Raw genomic sequence first — 19,212 nt, forward strand, 5'->3', positions numbered from 1 at the left:
TTATTTCAAAAGTTGAAAAGCAATTAATGCTACTATATATGCAAAAGCACTCATAATAACGAGTTGTAGTGTTGGCCATTTCCAGCTATTGGTTTCTTTTTTCACAATGGCAAGTGTACTCATACATTGCATAGCAAAAGCATAGAATAATAGTAATGAAATGCCTGATGCGAAATTGAATAGTGGTCCACCAAGAATTGGGTTAACTTCTCCTGCCATTCTATTTTTAATGGTTTCTTCTTCGTCACTTCCAACGCTATAAATAGTTGCTAGTGTTCCCACAAACACTTCACGAGCAGCAAAACTACTAACAATGGCAATACCAATTTTCCAATCGTAACCCAATGGCCGTATTGCAGGTTCAATAGCTCTTCCTGTAATGCCAATAAACGAATGTTCTAATTTATACGATGCGATGTGTTGTTGTAATTCGTCTTCACTTAAGTTTTGCGACGCGTATTCAGTTTTTACAATATTTTCAGCATCATTAAATGCTTTTCCAGGGCCGTAAGATGCTAAAAACCATAATACTATTGATATGGCAAGAATAATTTTTCCAGCCCCAAAAACAAATGATTTTGTTTTTTCAACAACTGTTAGGGCTACATTTTTAATTAACGGAAGTTTATAATTTGGCATTTCAACAACAAAAAACGATTTGCTTTTTATTTTTAATATTTTATTTAGAATATAAGCTGAAATTACAGCAGCAGCAAAACCAATAAGATACAAAAGCATTAGTGTTAATGCTTGATAGCCTAATCCTAAAAATCGTCCTTCAGGAATCACCAACGCAATAATAATTAGGTATACAGGAAGTCTTGCTGAGCACGTTGTAAAAGGTGTTACTAAAATGGTAATTAATCGTTCTTTCCAACTTTCAATATTTCGTGTTGCCATAATAGCTGGAATAGCACAAGCTGTACCAGAAATTAAAGGCACAACACTTTTACCACTTAAACCAAAACGACGCATAACCCTATCCATTAAAAAAACCACACGACTCATATAGCCGCTTTCTTCAAGTACAGCGATGAATAGAAATAAAAAGGCAATTTGCGGAATAAATATAACGATACCACCAAGACCTGGAATGATTCCTTCGGCAAGTAAATTGGTGAAAGCACCTTTAGGTAATTGTGTTTTTGTCCATTCGCTTAACGATGCAAAAACACTATCGATAAAGTCCATGGGCACGCTAGACCAATCGTAAATAGCTTGAAAAATAGTTAGTAAAATAACAAAGAAAATAAGATAACCCCATATTTTATGGGTTAAAACCCTATCTAGTTTTGTCCGCAAATCTTTTGCTTGAGAGGCATCAATAGTTTGCCCTTTTTTAAGTATGTTGTTTATAAACTGATAACGCTTAATGGTTTCTTTTTGCTGTAAACGTTTTAAATCACCTTTGCTTTTTGTTTTAAAGTCGGTAACGTCATCAATTTCGTTTCTATCGGTTTTTCCAAAGTTTACATCTTGTGTAATAACTAGCCAAAGTTTGTATAATAACTGGTTTGGAAAGGCTTTTTTTAAGTTGCCAAAATATTCTGCATCAATTTCAGAAGCATCAATGCAAGGTGTAACAGAGATGTCTTTATAGTTAGCAATTAAATCTTTTAAATGATCTATACCTTGATTTTTTCTTGTACTTACTAAGGCTATTTTGGTTTCTAAATGCTCTTCTAAATAAGGTATATCTAAAGAAATTCCTTTATAATTCATACGATCTGCCATATTAATAACTAGCACCGTTGGAATTTCTAAATCTTTAATTTGAGTAAAAAGCAGTAAGTTTCTTTTAAGATTTTCTACATCACTAACAACAACAGCAATATCAGGGAAATCCTTATCTTTTTTATTAAGAAGTAATTCAATAACAACGTTTTCATCAAGTGACGAAGCATTTAAACTATAAGTTCCGGGTAAATCAATAATATGGGCTTTAACACCACGAGGTAATTTACAAACACCTTCTTTTTTTTCAACTGTAATGCCAGGGTAATTACCAACTTTTTGGTTTAAGCCTGTAAGCGCATTAAAAACAGAGGTTTTTCCTGTGTTTGGGTTTCCTATTAAGGCAACATTTATTTGCTTACTCATGCGCTATTTTGTCTATTAAAATGTGAATAGCAGTCTCTTTTCTTATTGCCAAATGCGTACCATTAATATTTAAATACATAGGGTCTTGAAAGGGAGCAAGCTGTAAAAGTTGCACAGAATTTCCTGGTAAACACCCCATTTCTAAAAGTTTTAAAGGAATATGAATGGATGAAACATCAGTAATAATGCCTCGTTCTCCACGTTTTAAATTTGCTAATGTCTCTTGCAAGCTTATTTAGATTGATTTTAAAGAAGCAAAAATAAGGTAAAAATTTAGGCTAAAAAAATTGAAACTTAAAAACTATTTTTGATATTCTTTTTTTAGGATTTTTATATCAGCAAGTAAGCGCTCAATATCTTCTTTATTTGTACCATCGTAAAACCCTCGAATTTGTCTTTTCTTATCAATAAGCATGAAATTTTCGGTGTGAATCATATCAAAAACATCACCATTACCATTATCCTTAACAGCTAAGTAGCTTTTTCTAGCTAGCTCATAAATTTGCTTTTTATCACCAGTTACCAAATTCCATTTGGCATCATTTACATTTTTTGATTTTGCATACCTTTTAAGTTGTGCAACAGTATCAATATCTGGAGTTACTGTATGCGAAAGCAACATAATATCATTATCGTTTATAATCTCTTTTTGAATTTGAGCCATATGCCCTGTCATAATCGGGCAAATAGTTTGGCAGGTCGTAAAAAAGAAATCGGCAACATAGATTTTATCCTTATAATCGTTTTGAGTAATGGTTTTTCCGTTTTGATTTATAAGTTTAAAATCGGCAATTTTATGATATTTTTTTTGATGTTGAATAGTGCTATCCACCAACTCTGTGCTAACCATAGCTGGTTGGTAAATAGGTAGTGGTTGGTAAACATTTAAAGTGTTATAAATAATTACAATTATAATGATTGAAATAATAGCAAAAATAACGGCAAACCCTTTGTATTCTTTAAAAAATGAAAACATCTATAGTCATTAAAAAATTGATTGTTACAAAAATACAATGAATCAATCGTGACTAAAAATTTATAGTATTAAGATTTTGCTTAAACTTAAATTCATGTTAAAAAAAAGCACATTAAATATTAGTCTTTTTAAAGTTGGTTTAAAAGCTTACTTTTGTGCGATTATAAAAATCTGATAGAAGATATATGGAGTTTGTTATTAAAATATCTCAATTTTTATTGAGCCTTTCATTATTAATTGTTTTGCACGAATTAGGTCATTTTATTCCAGCAAAAGCATTTAAAACTAGAGTAGAAAAGTTTTATTTATTTTTTGATGTAAAGTTTTCGTTATTTAAAAAGAAAATAGGTGACACTGTTTATGGTATAGGTTGGTTGCCTTTAGGAGGTTATGTGAAAATTTCAGGTATGATTGACGAAAGTATGGATACCGAGCAAATGGCACAAGAACCACAACCATGGGAGTTTCGTTCTAAACCAGCATGGCAACGTTTAATTATTATGTTAGGAGGGGTAACAGTAAACTTTGTGTTAGCTTTAATTATTTATATTTTTTCATCATTTTTTTACGGTGATACCGATATTTCTGCGGCAAGTTTTCAAGATGGATATCACATAAATAACCCATTGTTAAAAGATTTAGGTTTTAAAACAGGTGATAATGTTGTTGCTATAGGAGATGTTAAAGTTGAAAACTATTTTGATATAAAAGGGAACATTATTGGTGCAAAATCTGTGACAATTAAAAGAGATGGCGTTGAAAAAACAATTCAGTTTCCTGAAGACTTTTTAGGACAATTGTCAACAAGTAAAGACAGAAGTCTTTTTGAAATAAGAAGACCTTTTATTTTTGGCAAAGTAAGAGATTCTTCATTAAACAAAAATACAGATTTAAAAAAAGGTGATGTTATTACGGGTGTTAATGGAGAAAAGATTAAATATTTTGATCAGTTTAAACCTATTTTAGATTCATTAAAGGGTCAAGTTGTTACTGTTGATGTTTTAAGAGGAAAAGAAGAATTTAAAACTGAATTAAAAATTGATGATAAAGGAGCGTTTGGTTTTATTGCTACTGGTTCGTATAACATGTATGAAGAGCTAGGGTATTTATCTATTACAAGAAAGAAGTATTCTTTTGGAGAGAGCTTTGGTGTTGGTTATAACAAGTTTATAAACCAAATCACATCTTATTGGGATCAATTAGGGGTTATTTTTAGCCCAAGTACAGGAGCTTATAAAGGTGTAGGAGGTTTTAAAGCTATTTTCGATATTTTTCCAGATACTTGGAGTTGGGAAGCTTTTTGGGGTATTACAGCTTTTTTATCAATTATGTTAGCTGTTTTAAACCTATTGCCAATACCAGCTTTAGATGGTGGCCATGTTATGTTTTTATTGTATGAAATGATTTCTGGAAGAAAGCCTGGAGATAAGTTTATGGAGTATGCTCAAATGGTTGGTTTCTTTATATTAATTGCATTAGTTTTATTTGCAAATGGAAATGATATTTATAAAGCTATTTTTAATTAATTTTTTTAATTATTAACTCAAGTTTCTTAAAAAAGGAACATAATTAAGTTTTAATATTTTAGAGCTGCTAAACAAACACCAACTCAAAATGCTCCAAAAAAAAGTTATAGTAGTTAAAAAAGCAAAGGTACTTGCTTTGTCTTTAACTTTTATAAGTGCTAGATATTTAACCTTTTTTTAGTTCGTTTATATATTTATACCCAGCTGTTCAACAGCCACTTTTAGGTAGGTTAGAGTTTTTTAATTTCCTTTTTAAAGGTTTAATACGAGTTATTTAGTCTTTAGTTTCCACTTTTATTCTAGTGTTTATTATATTTTTACAGTTATACTTCCTAATCCATTTATTAATGGTTATAGGAGTAATACCATCTTATTACTTTATCATTTATATACATAATATTTAAATTTATGTAGCCTTTATTAAGAACGGGCTAGTATTATAAACAATGTGTATTAGTATATTCATTACTTGTTAATAACTGTTCATTAGTTTTTAAAAGAAAAATATTGATTATTCATTTATTTTTCCAATCAAAAATCCATATCAATTAACCAAAATTTTAATTCACTTTTTTTAGCAATGTTATTAGATTAAAAATTAATAGATGTAAACACAATAATTAAATTACTTATTAGTAATTAATATCTTTTTTAGTTGTTAACAACTGTTTATATAACATATAAAATAGTTAAGAATGAACCTATTAAAATAATATAACTTGTTAATTAACTATTAATAGAATGTAAAATAATTGTAATCAAAATAAATATTAAAAAAGTTATACCACATATTAACACACTATAATAACCATCATTTATTTTTTTAAATTTTAAAAAGAAAATAATTATATAATATATAATGTGAATAACTTCAGTTTACTCAAGCTTAACATAAAAAAAATACCGTTTAATATAAAAACCGTAGCTTTGTAAAAAATAAATAGCAATCTTCTCCAGTAAATAATAAGGCTATTTAATAACAAAATTTCCATTATCTTAGGAAATGAAAATGATTACAAAAATTTAAATGAGTAAAAAAAGAAAAGGAAAATCCAGAAGAAAAGGGATTTCCAACCTAACAAATACAATCTTAAGTATTTTAAAAAAAGAAAGAAACCAAGCCTTAAATTATAAACAAATAGCTGCTAAACTTGGAGTAAATGATGCAAGTAGTAGAAATCAAATTATAAAAAAATTAAGCGATTTACAAGGAAAACAAGAGATTGAAGAAGTAGAACGTGGTAAATATAAAGCGATTATAAATACAGAGTATCATACTGGTATTTTAGATTTAGCAGCTAAAGGAAATGGTTATATTATTAGTGATGAATTTGAAGATGATGTATTTATAGCATCAAACAATATAAATAAAGCATTAAACGGTGATGAGGTAGAATTTTATGTTTATAAACGACGTAAACGAGGAAAATTAGAAGGTGAAATAACAAACATAATTAAGCGTGAAAAAAGCGAATATGTTGGTGTAATTCAAATACACGAAAAAAAGAATTTTGCATTTGTAATAGCAGATAGTAATAAAATGTACAAAGATATTTTTGTACCTATAAATAAAATTAATAAAGCAGAAGACGGTGATAAAGTTTTAGTAAAACTAGAAGATTGGCCAGAAAAAGCTGATTCTCCTTATGGAAAAGTGATTAAAGTTTTAGGTAAACCAGGAGAGCACGATACTGAAATTCATGCGATACTCGCTGAATATGGTTTACCAAACGAATTTCCACACGAAGTAGAAGAATTTGCAAATAAATTAGATACTTCAATAACCCAAGAAGAGATTAAAAAACGTCGTGATATGCGACAAGATTTAACTTTTACCATCGATCCAAAAGATGCAAAAGATTTTGATGATGCATTATCTTTTACGGTATTAGAAAATGGATTATATGAAATAGGCATTCATATCGCAGATGTATCACATTATTTACAAGAAGGAACTGTTTTAGATGATGAAGCTTACGAGCGTGCCACATCTGTATATTTGGTAGATAGAGTTGTTCCTATGTTACCAGAAGTATTATCAAATAATGCCTGTTCATTACGACCGCATGAAGAAAAATACACTTTTTCAGCAGTGTTTCAAATGAATGATAAATGCGAAATAAAAAACGAGTGGTTTGGAAGAACAGTTACTTATTCTGATGCACGATTTGCTTACGAAGAAGCGCAGGCTGTTATAGAATCTAAAACTAATGATATTCCTGCAGAAGTTTCTTTAACAGGAAAAGCTTATAAAACAGAACAAGCTATAACAGATGCTATCTTAAAAATGGATGAATTAGCAAAAAAAATGCGTAATAAACGTATGAGTTCTGGAGCTATTTCGTTTGATAAAGTAGAAGTAAAATTCAATCTTGATGAAGAAGCAAATCCAATAGGTGTATTCTTTAAAACTAGTAAAGATGCTAATAAATTAATTGAAGAGTTTATGTTATTAGCAAACAGAAAAGTATCAGAATTTGTTGGTAAACAATCGCCTAAAAAAACATTTGTATATCGTGTACATGATGAGCCAGATGATAGTAAACTTGCTAGTTTACAAAATGTGGTTAGTAGATTTGGGTATAAATTAAATTTTAAAGACCGTAAAAGTGTTTCAGCATCACTTAATAATTTACTTAAAGATGTAAACGGTAAAAAAGAGCAAAATTTAGTTGATACATTAACTATTAGAACTATGAGTAAAGCTGAATATACCACAAAAAATATTGGGCATTACGGTTTAGCATTCGATTATTATAGTCATTTTACATCGCCAATTCGTAGGTACCCAGATGTAATGGCACACCGTTTATTACAACATTATTTAGAAGGTGGCAAATCGGCTAACGAAGCTATTTACGAAGATAAATGTAATCATTCCAGTAACATGGAAAATTTAGCTACAAAAGCAGAACGTGACTCAATAAAATACATGCAAATTAAATTTATGGAAGACCATAAAGACGAAGAATTTGTTGGTGTTATATCTGGAGTAACCGATTGGGGTATTTATGTAGAAATTATATCAAATAAATGCGAAGGTATGGTAAGTGTACGCGATATGAAAGACGATCATTATGCTTTTGATGAAGATCAATACGCTATGGTTGGCAGAAATACTAAAACCATGTATCAACTTGGAGATGAGGTTGTTGTAAAAGTTAAAAATACCGATTTAGTTAAAAAACACCTCGATTTTAATCTTATAGGAAAACCAAACTATTAACGTTATTAATACCTGTTTTCTTTTTTTAATTTAAAAATATTACTATGGTATTATCTTAATAATAGATTTTAAAAAGGTATCTTTACCATAGTATTATTTATCTGTTGAAATTAATTATTACTTCGCACAACTTCAGCAAATCTACTAAGGCTTTCTTCTTTAAGCTTTCTTTTGATTAATAAAACTCTAGTAGTCACTTAATGGCTGATTATTAGTAAGTAACTATCTAATAGTGATTTTAATCTTACGCTTTGCTCATGTCATTACTCTGCAATACGTTTTAATTTAGTAAATATGTCTTTGTTAAAAATGGGTGTTATTGGCACCTCAAAAAAAGAAGATGAAAGACGTGTACCTATTCATCCAGAACATTTAAAACGGCTTCCAGAATATATTAGAAGACAACTTATTTTTGAAAAAGGTTATGGTGCACCATTCAATATAAAAGACGAAGAAATTAGTAATTTAACTGGAGGGCTAGCTAAACGAAGCGAAATACTGTCTGATATTGGCTCCGTTATTATTGCCAAACCTATTTTATCTGATTTAAAAGCCCTTAAAGATGGTGGAACTATTTGGGGTTATCCACATTGTGCACAACAAATGCAAATAACGCAAACGGCTATAGATAAAAAATTAACCTTAATTGCTTTTGAAGATATGTATGTGTGGCATCCTAATGGACAAATGGGAAGACACACGTTTTATAAAAATAATGAAATGGCTGGATATAGTGCAGTTATACACGCACTCCAATTAAAAGGAATAGATGGTCATTATGGTAACCAACGAAAAGTAATCATTTTTAGCTTTGGAGCTGTAAGCAGAGGTGCTATTTATGCTTTAAAAGCACATGGTTTTAGAGATATTACTATATGTATTCAAAGACCAGACCACGAAGTAAGAGAAGAGGTTTTAAATGTACACTATGTTCGAATTAAAAAAGGAAATAAAAATGAGTCACGACTTATTGTTGTAGAACATGATGGATCAGAACGACCATTATTGGATTTAATATATGAATCTGAAATTATTATTAATGGCACCTATCAAGATACAGATAATCCTATTGATTATGTAAAAGAAGATGAAAAAACGATGCTTAAACCTGGTACGCTAATTATAGATGTAAGTTGCGATGAAGGTATGGGTTTTTATTTTGCAAAACCTACCACGTTTAAAAAACCAATTATAGCAATTGATAATATTGATTACTATGCAGTGGACCATACACCAAGTTATTTTTGGGAAAGTGCTTCTAGATCTATTTCTGCGGCATTACTTACACATTTACCTTCTGTGATATCGGGTCGTGAAAATTGGAACGAAAATGCAACCATTAGGAATGCTATTAATATAGACAAAGGTGTAATTGTAAAGGATACTATTCTTAGATTTCAGAATCGTGACGCTAATTATCCGCATAAAGCAAATGAACTAATAAACTAAATAGGTTTATTTTTTATCAACCTATTAGAGTTGAAGCAATCTAATTATAAAATTTCGCTTTTTAAAAAACATGATGATTACAGATATACCTATAAATAAACCTGAGCCTTTTTTACATAAACAGCCATTAGTTCAATTTAATCAATCTACAAATATTAATCGTACAATTAAAGCTTTAGAAGCTGGTAAACCTTTAATAATAACAGAATTATATAATAACGGTTTACTGTTACTTAATGAATTACATAAACATCTTAAAAGAAAGTTACCAAATACATCTTTTCAAGAACAACGTGAGTATAGGTCGGTATATAGAAATCTATCTAATCTTATTTATATTGAGATAATAGACCATAAATTAACGGTAAAGAAATCACCGTGTATTGGTTGGTTGAATAAGTTTTATCCAGAAACCAGTAATTTCTTATTGTCTTTTCCTCAAGTTCAAGGACTAAACAGCTCTTGGCAATGGTATAAAAACGGAATTTCCATTCCTGTTTTGCGAAATAAAATACACCCTTATTACGGCACTTATTTCCCTACACGTTTTGATCATTTGATACTTTTCGATAACTGGTTGAAGCGTTACGAGGGCCTTAAAAAATCTGCTATAGATGTAGGTATTGGTAGTGGAGTACTTTCTTTTCAAATGGTAAAATATGGTTTTCAGAAGGTTTTTGGAACAGACACAAACCCTAATGCCATTGTTGGACTAACAGCATTTATGGAAGACACAAAGTTATCTAGAAAAATAGAATTAGATTTTGGAAACCTTTTTTGTAAATGGGAAAAGCAGACTGAATTGATTGTTTTTAACCCGCCATGGTTACCAATATCTAGAAATTTAGATAGAAATGACGAAGCTTTTTATTACAATGAAAACCTATTCCCTGAGTTTTTTGAAGAAGCTAAAAAACGGCTATTACCCCAAGGAAAACTAGTAATTTTATTCTCAAACTTAGCTCAAATAACAAAAGAAACAGAAAATCATCCGATTGAGAAGGAACTCTTGGAAGGCGGGAGGTTTCAGTTAGAAAAATGTTTTAAAAAAACAGTGAAAATTGCTTCAAAAAAAACAAAACGAGATCAAAATTGGCGATCTTTTGAAGAAGTAGAGCTCTGGGTTTTGATTAATAAATAAATCTAAAAATTTCAACAGTTTCAAAAAAAATGTAACATTTATAAGTGTTTTATCTACTTATCTAAAAAATAAAAGCATGATACTAACTACAACAAACACAATCGAAGGGTATAAAATTCAAGATTATTTAGGTATTGTTACTGGAATAAGTGTAAATATGCCAAAAGCAACCTTTTCTTTTAAGATGGAAAAATATTATGAATCTTACGAGGTTAAAATTAACGAAGTAAAAGAAGAAGCTTTTCAAAAACTTAGAGATAATGCTATAAAATTAAAAGCAAATGCGGTTGTAGGGATTTGTGTAGATGTTGAAACTTCGCCAACTTCAGGTTTAATTTTTGTTTCAATTACAGGAACGGCGGTACAGGTTTTATAGTAAAAAGAAAATTTATAATTATAAATTTTTCATAATTAAAATAACTACGGAATAATTATTGGTAGTTTTACGTTAGGTTAAAAACAATAAATTAAAACAAATGAAACGCTTAGTAACAATCCTCTCTATTTTTATTTCAACATTAGCAATAGCCCAAAACCCAATAGAAAAATCAATTGGTGAATTCTCAGAACTTAAAGTTTTCGATTTAATAGAAGTAGAATTAATTAAATCTAAAGAAAACAAAGTGGTTATTTCAGGAAATAATGCCAATGATGTTATTGTGAATAACAAAAACGGAAAACTAAAAATTAAAATGAATTTAGAAGAAATTTTTGATGGTAATAATACCAAAGTAAAATTATACTACACAGATGTTGAAGTTATTGATGTTAACGAAGGCGCGCACGTACACTCAAAAGATAAAATAAAACAGTTTGAAATAGATTTAAAAGCCCAAGAAGGTGCAAAAATTGATGTAAAATTAAACGTTAGTTATGCTAATATAAAATCAGTTACAGGAGGTGTAATAACAACTTCGGGGAAATCAAAAAACCAAAAAATATCATTATTAACAGGAGGTGTTTATAAAGGAGAAGAATTAAAAACCGATACAACAGAAGTTACTATTAAAGCAGCAGGTGATGCTTATGTATATGCGTCTAAATTAGTCGATATTAAAATAAGAGCCGGAGGGGATGTCTTTATTTACGGCAATCCAGAAAATGTAAATGAAAGTAGAGTTTTTGGTGGTCGTGTAAAACGTATGAATTAGAAAATTTCAAAATATAAATTTAAAACCCACTGTTTACGGTGGGTTTTCTTTTTAATTAGTGTATAAAGCTATTAAATAATCATAAAATATTTCTTTACTTTGTGTAAAGCTTCTCACAATTATGTTTGATGATATTTTAGCAGCAATACCTTTTGGTTTTATATTAGCCTTTACAATAGGCCCAGTATTTTTTGTGCTTTTAGAAACCAGTGCAACCAAAGGATTTAAAAGTGCCTTAATTTTCGATTGTGGTGTTATGCTTGCCGATATTCTATTTATTGTCATTGCCTTTTATAGTACGAATAGATTATTAGAAAAAGTAAAAGACGACCCTAGTTTTTTAATTTTTGGAGGCGTTTTACTAGTTACCTACGGCATCATTTCGTTTGTTAAAACCTCAAAATCATTTCGCGAAATTGTTAGAGAATATCACAAAATTGAAATAAAAAAGGGCTACGGTAAGCTCTTTTTAAAAGGATTTTTGCTCAACTTTATAAATATTGGTGTATTGTTGGGTTGGGTTGCTTTTATAGTATTAGCAAACTCTTTAACCGAATCTAAAGATGGTGTAGTGGTTTTTTTATCAACTATATTAATTGTTTATTTTTTAGTGGATTTAGTTAAAATTGTAATTGCAAAAAAATTGAAAAATAAATTAACGCCTAGGCTTATTTTTAAGACTAAAAAAATTATAGCTCTAGTAATTTTAGGATTTGGAATTTTGCTACTTGTTCAAGGGTTTTTTCCTAATGAAAAGAAATTAATAGAGGAAAAATTAGAACAAATCAATCCTATAAATTAAAATTTTTTTTAAATCATCGAGCGAATTCTATATTATTCATTAGAATGCTTTCCAACTTTAATATAATTTCTTGTAAATATTTAACAGAAAAAACCCTCAAGAGTAACTTGAAGGTTTTTAAGAGGCGTCGAGCGGATTCGAACCGCTGTAGAAGGTTTTGCAGACCTCTGCCTAGCCACTCGGCCACGACGCCATAATTATTGTTATTAAATGTGTCTATAAATATTCTTGAAGAGGGAATCAAAAACTTGCTGCAAATGTAAAAAAAAATATCACTTTTCCTTACAAAATATCACTTTTTACGCTTATCAGTCATTTTTATCGTTACGCATGCAACATCGCCACCAATTGGTGGGTTTAATTTGCTAACCCAAACGGTTGCTTTTTCAACTAATTTATCTGTTGCAAAAATTCTATTTAAAATACGCTTTGCAACAGTTTCGAGTAAATGAGAAGGCTTCTCCATTTCTTCTTTAATAATTCGGTTTAAAAACACATAATCTACAGTATCTGTTAATTTATCAGTTTTTGCAGATTCTTGTAAATTAGCTTTAACCTGTAAATCTACACGATAATCGCTTCCTATTTTTGTTTCTTCTTTTAAACAACCATGGTAGGCAAATACACGAATATTTTCAACTTTTATAATTCCCATTATACGTCATTTTAAGTCATCAAAATTACCTAATTTTGCACAATATTTTGTTTAATGTTATTAGTTTTTATAAGCTAGTAAATAGAGTTGCTAATTTTATGTCCGAAGAAAAAAAATCACTTAACTTTTTAGAGCAAATCATAGAAGAAGATTTAGCTAACGGCATGCCTAAAAATCATTTACGTTTTCGTTTTCCGCCAGAGCCAAATGGCTATCTACATATTGGTCACACTAAAGCTATAGGTATTAGTTTTGGTTTAGGTGAGAAATATAATGCACCAGTAAATCTTAGGTTTGATGATACTAATCCTACCAAAGAAGAACAAGAATATGTTGATGCCATTAAGCGTGATATTGAATGGTTAGGATATAAATGGGAGAATGAACTTTACTCTTCAGACTATTTTCAGCAGCTATACGATTGGGCTGTACAAATGATAAAAGACGGAAAAGCGTATGTCGATTCTCAGTCAAGTGAAGTTATAGCAGAACAAAAAGGAACACCAACACAAGTTGGAACCAATAGTCCATACAGAAATAGAAGCGTAGAAGATAATTTAGATTTATTTGAGTGCATGAAAAATGGAGAGTTTCAATCGGGAACCCACGTACTTCGTGCTAAAATAGATATGGAAGATCCAAATATGTTAATGCGAGACCCAATAATGTATCGTATTATGCATGCACATCATCATAGAACAGGAAACGATTGGTGTATTTACCCAATGTACGACTGGACACACGGTGAGAGCGATTACATTGAGCAGATTTCACACTCACTCTGTTCTTTAGAGTTTAAACCACATAGAAAGCTTTATGACTGGTTTAAAGAGCAGGTATATCCTTATAGTTCAGAAAAATATCCACTGCTTCCAAAACAACGTGAATTTGCGAGATTAAATCTTAGCTATACAATTATGAGTAAGCGAAAGCTGCTTACATTGGTTGAAGACGGAGTAGTTTCCGGTTGGGACGATCCGCGTATGCCAACTATTTCTGGGCTTAGACGAAGAGGCTATACACCAGGTTCTATTAGAAATTTTATAGAAAAAGTAGGTGTTGCTAAACGAGAAAATGTCATAGATGTATCGTTGTTGGAGTTTTGTATTAGAGAAGATTTAAATAAAACAGCAGCTCGTGTTATGGCTGTTTTAGATCCTGTTAAAGTTGTTATTACTAATTACCCAGAAGGAAAGGAAGAGTGGTTGGAAGCAGAAAATAATCCAGAAGATGATAATGCTGGAAACAGAAAAGTGCCTTTTTCTAGAGACATTTATATTGAAAAAGAAGATTTTAAAGAGGAGGCTGGAGATAAGTTTTTTAGATTAAAACTAGGAGGTGAAGTACGTTTAAAAAACGCTTATATTATCAAGGCTGAAAATGTTGTTAAAGACGCTAGCGGAAATATAACCGAAATTCACTGTACATATTCTGAGGACACAACAAAAAAAGTAAAAGGAACACTGCATTGGGTGTCTATTAAACATGCTGTTAAAGCTGAAGTAAGAGAATATGATAGACTATTTATGGATGCAGCACCAGATAGTCATCCAGACAAAGATTTCATGGAGTTTATCAATCCAAACTCTTTAAAAATTATCAATGCTTTTGTAGAGCCTAGTTTAAAAGAAGCAAAAGCAGAAGAGAGGTTTCAGTTTCAACGTTTAGGCTATTTCAATGTTGATAATGATTCTACTTCAAATCACTTAATATTTAATAAAACAGTTGGCTTAAGAGATTCTTGGGCAAAAGTTAAGCCTAAAGAAAATACAAATCAAAATCAACAAAAACCACAACAACAAGGTCAACGTAAAGCAATTAGTGTTATCCAGCAACTTGGAAAGAAATATACTAATCTTCCAGAAGAAAAACAATTAAAAGCTAAAGCCGAAATTCAAGACTTAGCAAAAAATGTACCTTACGAAGATTTAGAACCCTTATTTGGAACTGCTGTTAAAAAAGCAGGAACCCGCATTGCTGTGATGTTAGCTTTAGGTGTTTTACTTAAAAATGGATTAGAACGAAACGAGGTTATAAATGCCTTTATCGCTAAAGCCTTAGAAGATAAAAATGAATTGTTAGTAGCTGAAGCTCAGTCAATTTAATAGACCTAAAGTGTTAAAAGTAAGAGTGGTATAATAATTTTAGTTATATTTAACTTCTAACTAAAACTAAAATTATTTATGGATTTTTTAAATTTTCCTGCAATTCTTGTTGCAGCTGTTTCGGCATTAGTTGTCGGATTTATTTGGTACAACCCAAAAGTTTTTGGAAATGCATGGATGCAAGCAGCGGGTATGACCGACGAACAAGTTAAAGGCGGTAATATGGCAAAGATTTTTATTCTAGCCTTTATTTTTGCTTTTCTGCTAGCAATGACTATGATGCAAATGAGTATTCATCAAACCGGAGCGTTAAGCTTAGTTGGAGGAGACGCTAGTGCTGCTTTACCATCTTATGCTGCATTTATGGCAGATTACGGCGATGCTTTTAGAACCTACAAACATGGCGCATTACACGGTGTTTTAGCTGGTGTATTTGTTGCGTTGCCAATAATTGGTACTAACGCTTTATTTGAGCGTAAAAATGCTAAATATATATTTATAAACAGTGGTTATTGGATTGTAACACTTGGCGTGATGGGAGCTATTGTTTGCGGCTGGAAATAATAAATTTGTAATTTTTTAACATAAATGAAGACTGAGGTGTTTAACTTCGGTCTTTTTTCTTTTGTATTGATACACTATAAAATATATAATTCGGTTAATCAGCTTCCAAATTCTTGGGATGCACTTTCAAACAACGATATTTTTTTAAAAACTGATTTTTTAAAAGGGCTCGAATTATCTTCTCCCAAAAATATTACATCGTATTATTTAGGCGTTTTTAAGGCAGAAAAATTAGTTGGCATTGCCATTATACAACGTGTAGAAATGTATGCCGATGATATTTTTAGAAACAATAGAAGCCCAACAATAAAGCAATTAGCAAAACAATTGGTTTCCAAAATTATTAAGGGAAACGCACTAATTGTTGGTAGTTTAATGCATACGGGGCAACACGGAATTTATTTTGATACCCAACACATATCGCCAAAAGAGTATTTGAATCAACTTGAAAAAGCACTACACGATTTAATAGCTAAAATTAAATCTGAGTATAATAAAAAGATACGCATTATTGCCTTTAAAGATTATTTTGAAAATGATGCCATTCATAATAGCTCAGAATTTTTCAAAACCAATAATTTATATAAAGTACAAGTGCAACCCAACATGGTGCTACCTATTTTAGATGCGTGGAAAATGCCAGAAGATTATGTTTCTTCATTCAATAAAAAGTACAAAAGACGTTATAAAACAGCTCGAAAAAAGGCATCAAGCATAGCGTGTAAAGAGTTAAACAAAGAGTTTATTAAAAATAATTCTGAAACTCTTTTTGATTTATATGAAACGGTTTCAGACAACGCGGGTGTTAATTCATTTAAACTACATAAATTACATTTTTATAATTTAAAAGTTAGTTTAGGCGAAAAGTTTAAAGTTTTTGGTTTCTTTTTAAATGAAGAATTAGTTGGTTTTTATACACTAATTTTAAATAATGATGTTTTAGAAACCTATTTTTTAGGTTATAATAAAGATTTACAACAAAAGTATCAAATGTATTTAAACATGTTATTTAATATGGCTTTTTTTGGCATTGAAAACAACTTTAAAACCATTGTTTATGCCAGAACCGCTATGGAAATTAAAAGTTCTATTGGAGCAAAACCCAACATCATGCATGTGTATTTAAAGCACACCAATAATTTTATAGCTAATACGGTTTTAAAGTGTATTGTAAAATATATGAATCCTATTAGAAAATGGGAGGAACGCCATCCGTTTAAAGGTTAGCTTTAAAGAATATTATTTAATAATAAAGACCGTTATCTAAAATTGATTTTATGGCCTTTTTTTCATGATTTACTAAAGAATCATAGTGCACTTTATCTAGGTTAGACTTAGCTCCAACAAAGTCTAATTCAAACGGTTTTAAAATTTCATTAAAAATGAGTTTAACTCTGTTTAAGTGATAATCTGAAGTAATAATTGTTAAACGAATACCATTTAAATTTTCTATAATTTGCTTTATTTTTACCGCATCTTCAACCGTGTTTGATGATATAGCGTGATCTAAAAAATCTTTTTCTACAACACCTTTTTTTATTAGATACGCTTTGGCATAATAAGCGTGAGGTTTATTGGCGGTATTAAAGTGATTACCCCAACCTCCGGTACAAATCACAAGATTGTTTTTTGAATACATACTCGCACAAAGATTCAATCTACTTTTAGAGATATCACTTAATATTCCTTCGGGTGAATTTGGAGATCCTAAAACAATTAAAATGTGTTTTTTCATTAGTTAAATAAACAAATAAACCCTCTAAATTCATGAATTTAGAGGGTTGTTTTTTATAAAAAGAAACTCTATTCGTTCTTCTTTTTAGCATTTTTCATAGCCTCACCAATTTGGTTACTCGCTGCAAAACTAGCCACCATATCATTCAGCATATTACTTCCAGCCTGTGGTGCATTTGGTAAAAGAATTAAATTACTATTAGTTTCTTCACCTAAAGATTGAAGCGTATCATAATGTTGTGTTACAACAATTAAAGCTGAAGCTTCTTGACTGTTTATACCAACACGATTTAAAACTTCAACAGATTCTTCTAAACCACGAGCAATTTCTCTTCGTTGATCTGCAATACCTTGTCCTTGTAAACGCTTACTTTCAGCTTCAGCTTTTGCTTTTTCAACAATTAAAATACGTTGTGCATCACCTTCAAACTGAGCTGCAATTTTTTCGCGTTCGGAAGCATTAATTCTATTCATGGCTTGTTTTACCTGCGCATCCGGATCAATATCGGTAACTAAGGTTTTTATAATGTCAAAACCGTAATCAGACATAGCATCATTCAATTCTGCTTTTACAGCTAATGCAATGTCATCTTTTTTCACAAAAACATCATCCAATTTCATTTTAGGAACTTCGGCACGCACCACATCAAATACGTAAGAGGTAATTTGATCGTGCGGATAATCTAACTTATAAAACGCATCGTACACTTTATCACGAATAACTTTGTATTGTACCGACACTTTTAAGCGCACAAAAACATCATCCAATGTTTTGGTTTCGATAATAACATCTAATTGTTGGATTTTTAAGCTTAAACGACCAGCGATTCTATCTACTAACGGGATTTTTAGTTGTAAACCAGATTGACGAATGCTATGGAATTTACCAAAGCGTTCTATAATAGCAGCTGTTTGCTGTTTAACAACAAAAAAGGCGGAGATTAATATGATTAATCCGATAAAAATAAAAGGGACGAGATAGTAATTCATAATAAATTTATTAAAAATGATTAGAAAAATTAAGATACAAAAATTATACTATATTTGGGCTGTTTATAACCCAAACTATGAAATATAATCGACTTTTCTTATTAGTAGCAATAACGCTATGTTTTGTTACAAAAAGTTTTTCGCAAAAAGGAAATTACAGAATTAGTAACGGCATTGGTATAACAGGAGGCATTACTCAATTTGATATTATTACAGATAATTTTATAACCAAATCGTCAAACGGGTTTGTTGGCGGACTGTCTTCAACTGTAGATATTCCTAACAGATGGTATAATATAAGTTTTGGCATGCAGCTTTCTGAAAGCTCTATTGATATTTCTGCAAGACCAACGCAGTTAAGTAATAGCAATTCTAACGAGTTTATCGATTACAAAATGTTTGCAGCCCAAGTGGCAATGCTTATGCATATAAAAGTAGTGCCAGAGTATTTTACTATTGGCATAGGGCCAATGCTACAATACAATGGAAAACTAGAGCTTAAAGACGAGGCTAATAAAGGCTACTATATTAATAATTACAGCAATTTAACTGCTGAAGACATTACAAATATTTCTCAGTTTAATATTAATGGTGCCATTGGTGCATCGGTTGGAGTTAAAAACTTTAAGCTTAAAGCTCAATACATTTATGGGTTTACCAATATTTTAAAGAGATTAAATTCTGAAACTATTGATGCTTCTGGTGGTGTTAATAGTTTTAAAGGGAATCAGTCTATGTTGGTTTTGGGTGGAATAATCTCGTTTTAGTTGTTGTTTTTTGAAAGTTCGTTTAA

The 19,212-nt window shown here is 30.5% G+C and carries 17 protein-coding genes and 1 tRNA gene; 11 read left to right on the forward strand and 7 right to left on the reverse strand.

Going from position 1 to position 19,212, the window contains the following annotated elements; translation table 11 throughout:
• The 3 genes from feoB to AADI82_RS06105 form a co-directional block, all read right to left on the reverse strand.
• Entirely contained in the window at nt 1-2,100 is a 2,100-nt protein-coding gene (gene feoB, locus AADI82_RS06095) for a ferrous iron transport protein B (protein ID WP_341215563.1), read from the reverse strand.
• Nucleotides 2,093-2,329, reverse strand: a complete 237-nt coding sequence (locus AADI82_RS06100; RefSeq protein WP_034042666.1) for a FeoA family protein — start codon at nt 2,327-2,329, stop codon at nt 2,093-2,095. Before AADI82_RS06100 ends, feoB begins: the two co-directional genes overlap by 8 nt.
• 72 nt (nt 2,330-2,401) lie before the next feature.
• Nucleotides 2,402-3,076 carry an SCO family protein gene (locus AADI82_RS06105; RefSeq protein ID WP_341215564.1) on the reverse strand — a complete coding sequence of 225 codons (675 nt, stop codon included), beginning with the start codon at nt 3,074-3,076 and terminating at the stop codon, nt 2,402-2,404.
• Between the two features lie 185 nt (nt 3,077-3,261).
• Between AADI82_RS06105 and rseP the strand changes: the two genes are divergently transcribed.
• The 7 genes from rseP to AADI82_RS06140 all read left to right on the forward strand — a co-directional run bounded on the left by rseP (nt 3,262) and on the right by AADI82_RS06140 (nt 12,371).
• Nucleotides 3,262-4,602, forward strand: a complete 1,341-nt coding sequence (gene rseP, locus AADI82_RS06110; RefSeq protein ID WP_341215565.1) for an RIP metalloprotease RseP — start codon at nt 3,262-3,264, stop codon at nt 4,600-4,602.
• A gap of 1,027 nt (nt 4,603-5,629) precedes the next feature.
• Nucleotides 5,630-7,828 carry a ribonuclease R gene (gene rnr / locus AADI82_RS06115; RefSeq protein ID WP_341215566.1) on the forward strand — a complete coding sequence of 733 codons (2,199 nt, stop codon included), beginning with the start codon at nt 5,630-5,632 and terminating at the stop codon, nt 7,826-7,828.
• Between the two features lie 294 nt (nt 7,829-8,122).
• Complete coding sequence (locus tag AADI82_RS06120) at nt 8,123-9,277, forward strand: N(5)-(carboxyethyl)ornithine synthase (RefSeq protein ID WP_341215567.1); 1,155 nt, start codon at nt 8,123-8,125, stop codon at nt 9,275-9,277.
• 70 nt (nt 9,278-9,347) lie between these two features.
• On the forward strand, nt 9,348-10,418 hold the full coding sequence (locus AADI82_RS06125) for a methyltransferase (RefSeq protein WP_341215568.1): 1,071 nt from the start codon (nt 9,348-9,350) through the stop codon (nt 10,416-10,418).
• A gap of 76 nt (nt 10,419-10,494) precedes the next feature.
• Nucleotides 10,495-10,794, forward strand: coding sequence for a heavy metal-binding domain-containing protein (locus tag AADI82_RS06130; protein WP_341215569.1), 300 nt, complete (start codon nt 10,495-10,497; stop codon nt 10,792-10,794).
• A 100-nt stretch (nt 10,795-10,894) separates the two neighbouring features.
• On the forward strand, nt 10,895-11,569 hold the full coding sequence (locus tag AADI82_RS06135) for a head GIN domain-containing protein (protein WP_341215570.1): 675 nt from the start codon (nt 10,895-10,897) through the stop codon (nt 11,567-11,569).
• A gap of 121 nt (nt 11,570-11,690) precedes the next feature.
• Entirely contained in the window at nt 11,691-12,371 is a 681-nt protein-coding gene (locus AADI82_RS06140) for a LysE family transporter (protein WP_341215571.1), read from the forward strand.
• Nucleotides 12,372-12,493: 122 nt separating this feature from the next.
• Here AADI82_RS06140 and AADI82_RS06145 read toward each other — a convergent pair.
• A tRNA-Cys gene (locus tag AADI82_RS06145) sits at nt 12,494-12,564 on the reverse strand.
• 99 nt (nt 12,565-12,663) lie between these two features.
• Complete coding sequence (gene folB / locus AADI82_RS06150) at nt 12,664-13,026, reverse strand: dihydroneopterin aldolase (RefSeq protein ID WP_341215572.1); 363 nt, start codon at nt 13,024-13,026, stop codon at nt 12,664-12,666.
• Nucleotides 13,027-13,124: 98 nt separating this feature from the next.
• Between folB and AADI82_RS06155 the strand changes: the two genes are divergently transcribed.
• The 3 genes from AADI82_RS06155 (at nt 13,125) to AADI82_RS06165 (ending at nt 16,922) form a co-directional block, all read left to right on the forward strand.
• A complete protein-coding gene (locus AADI82_RS06155) occupies nt 13,125-15,131 on the forward strand; it encodes a glutamine--tRNA ligase/YqeY domain fusion protein (RefSeq protein ID WP_341215573.1) in 2,007 nt (668 codons plus the stop codon).
• 78 nt (nt 15,132-15,209) lie between these two features.
• Nucleotides 15,210-15,695 carry a DUF1761 domain-containing protein gene (locus AADI82_RS06160; protein ID WP_341215574.1) on the forward strand — a complete coding sequence of 162 codons (486 nt, stop codon included), beginning with the start codon at nt 15,210-15,212 and terminating at the stop codon, nt 15,693-15,695.
• A 24-nt stretch (nt 15,696-15,719) separates the two neighbouring features.
• The gene (locus tag AADI82_RS06165; RefSeq protein ID WP_341215575.1) at nt 15,720-16,922 is read left to right on the forward strand and encodes a GNAT family N-acetyltransferase; all 1,203 of its coding nucleotides are present in this window, start codon (nt 15,720-15,722) and stop codon (nt 16,920-16,922) included.
• A gap of 16 nt (nt 16,923-16,938) precedes the next feature.
• Here the strand turns inward: AADI82_RS06165 and AADI82_RS06170 are convergent, their stop codons facing one another.
• Complete coding sequence (locus AADI82_RS06170; protein ID WP_341215576.1) at nt 16,939-17,430, reverse strand: YdcF family protein; 492 nt, start codon at nt 17,428-17,430, stop codon at nt 16,939-16,941.
• Nucleotides 17,431-17,498: 68 nt separating this feature from the next.
• Nucleotides 17,499-18,419 (reverse strand): SPFH domain-containing protein, encoded by a 921-nt coding sequence (locus AADI82_RS06175; protein WP_341215577.1) that lies wholly within the window; start codon nt 18,417-18,419, stop codon nt 17,499-17,501.
• A 77-nt stretch (nt 18,420-18,496) separates the two neighbouring features.
• Between AADI82_RS06175 and AADI82_RS06180 the strand changes: the two genes are divergently transcribed.
• The gene (locus AADI82_RS06180) at nt 18,497-19,186 is read left to right on the forward strand and encodes a hypothetical protein (protein WP_341215578.1); all 690 of its coding nucleotides are present in this window, start codon (nt 18,497-18,499) and stop codon (nt 19,184-19,186) included.
• Nucleotides 19,187-19,212: the final 26 nt, after the last annotated feature.

Source organism: uncultured Wocania sp., assembly GCF_964021735.1.
Classification (GTDB): domain Bacteria; phylum Bacteroidota; class Bacteroidia; order Flavobacteriales; family Flavobacteriaceae; genus Wocania_A.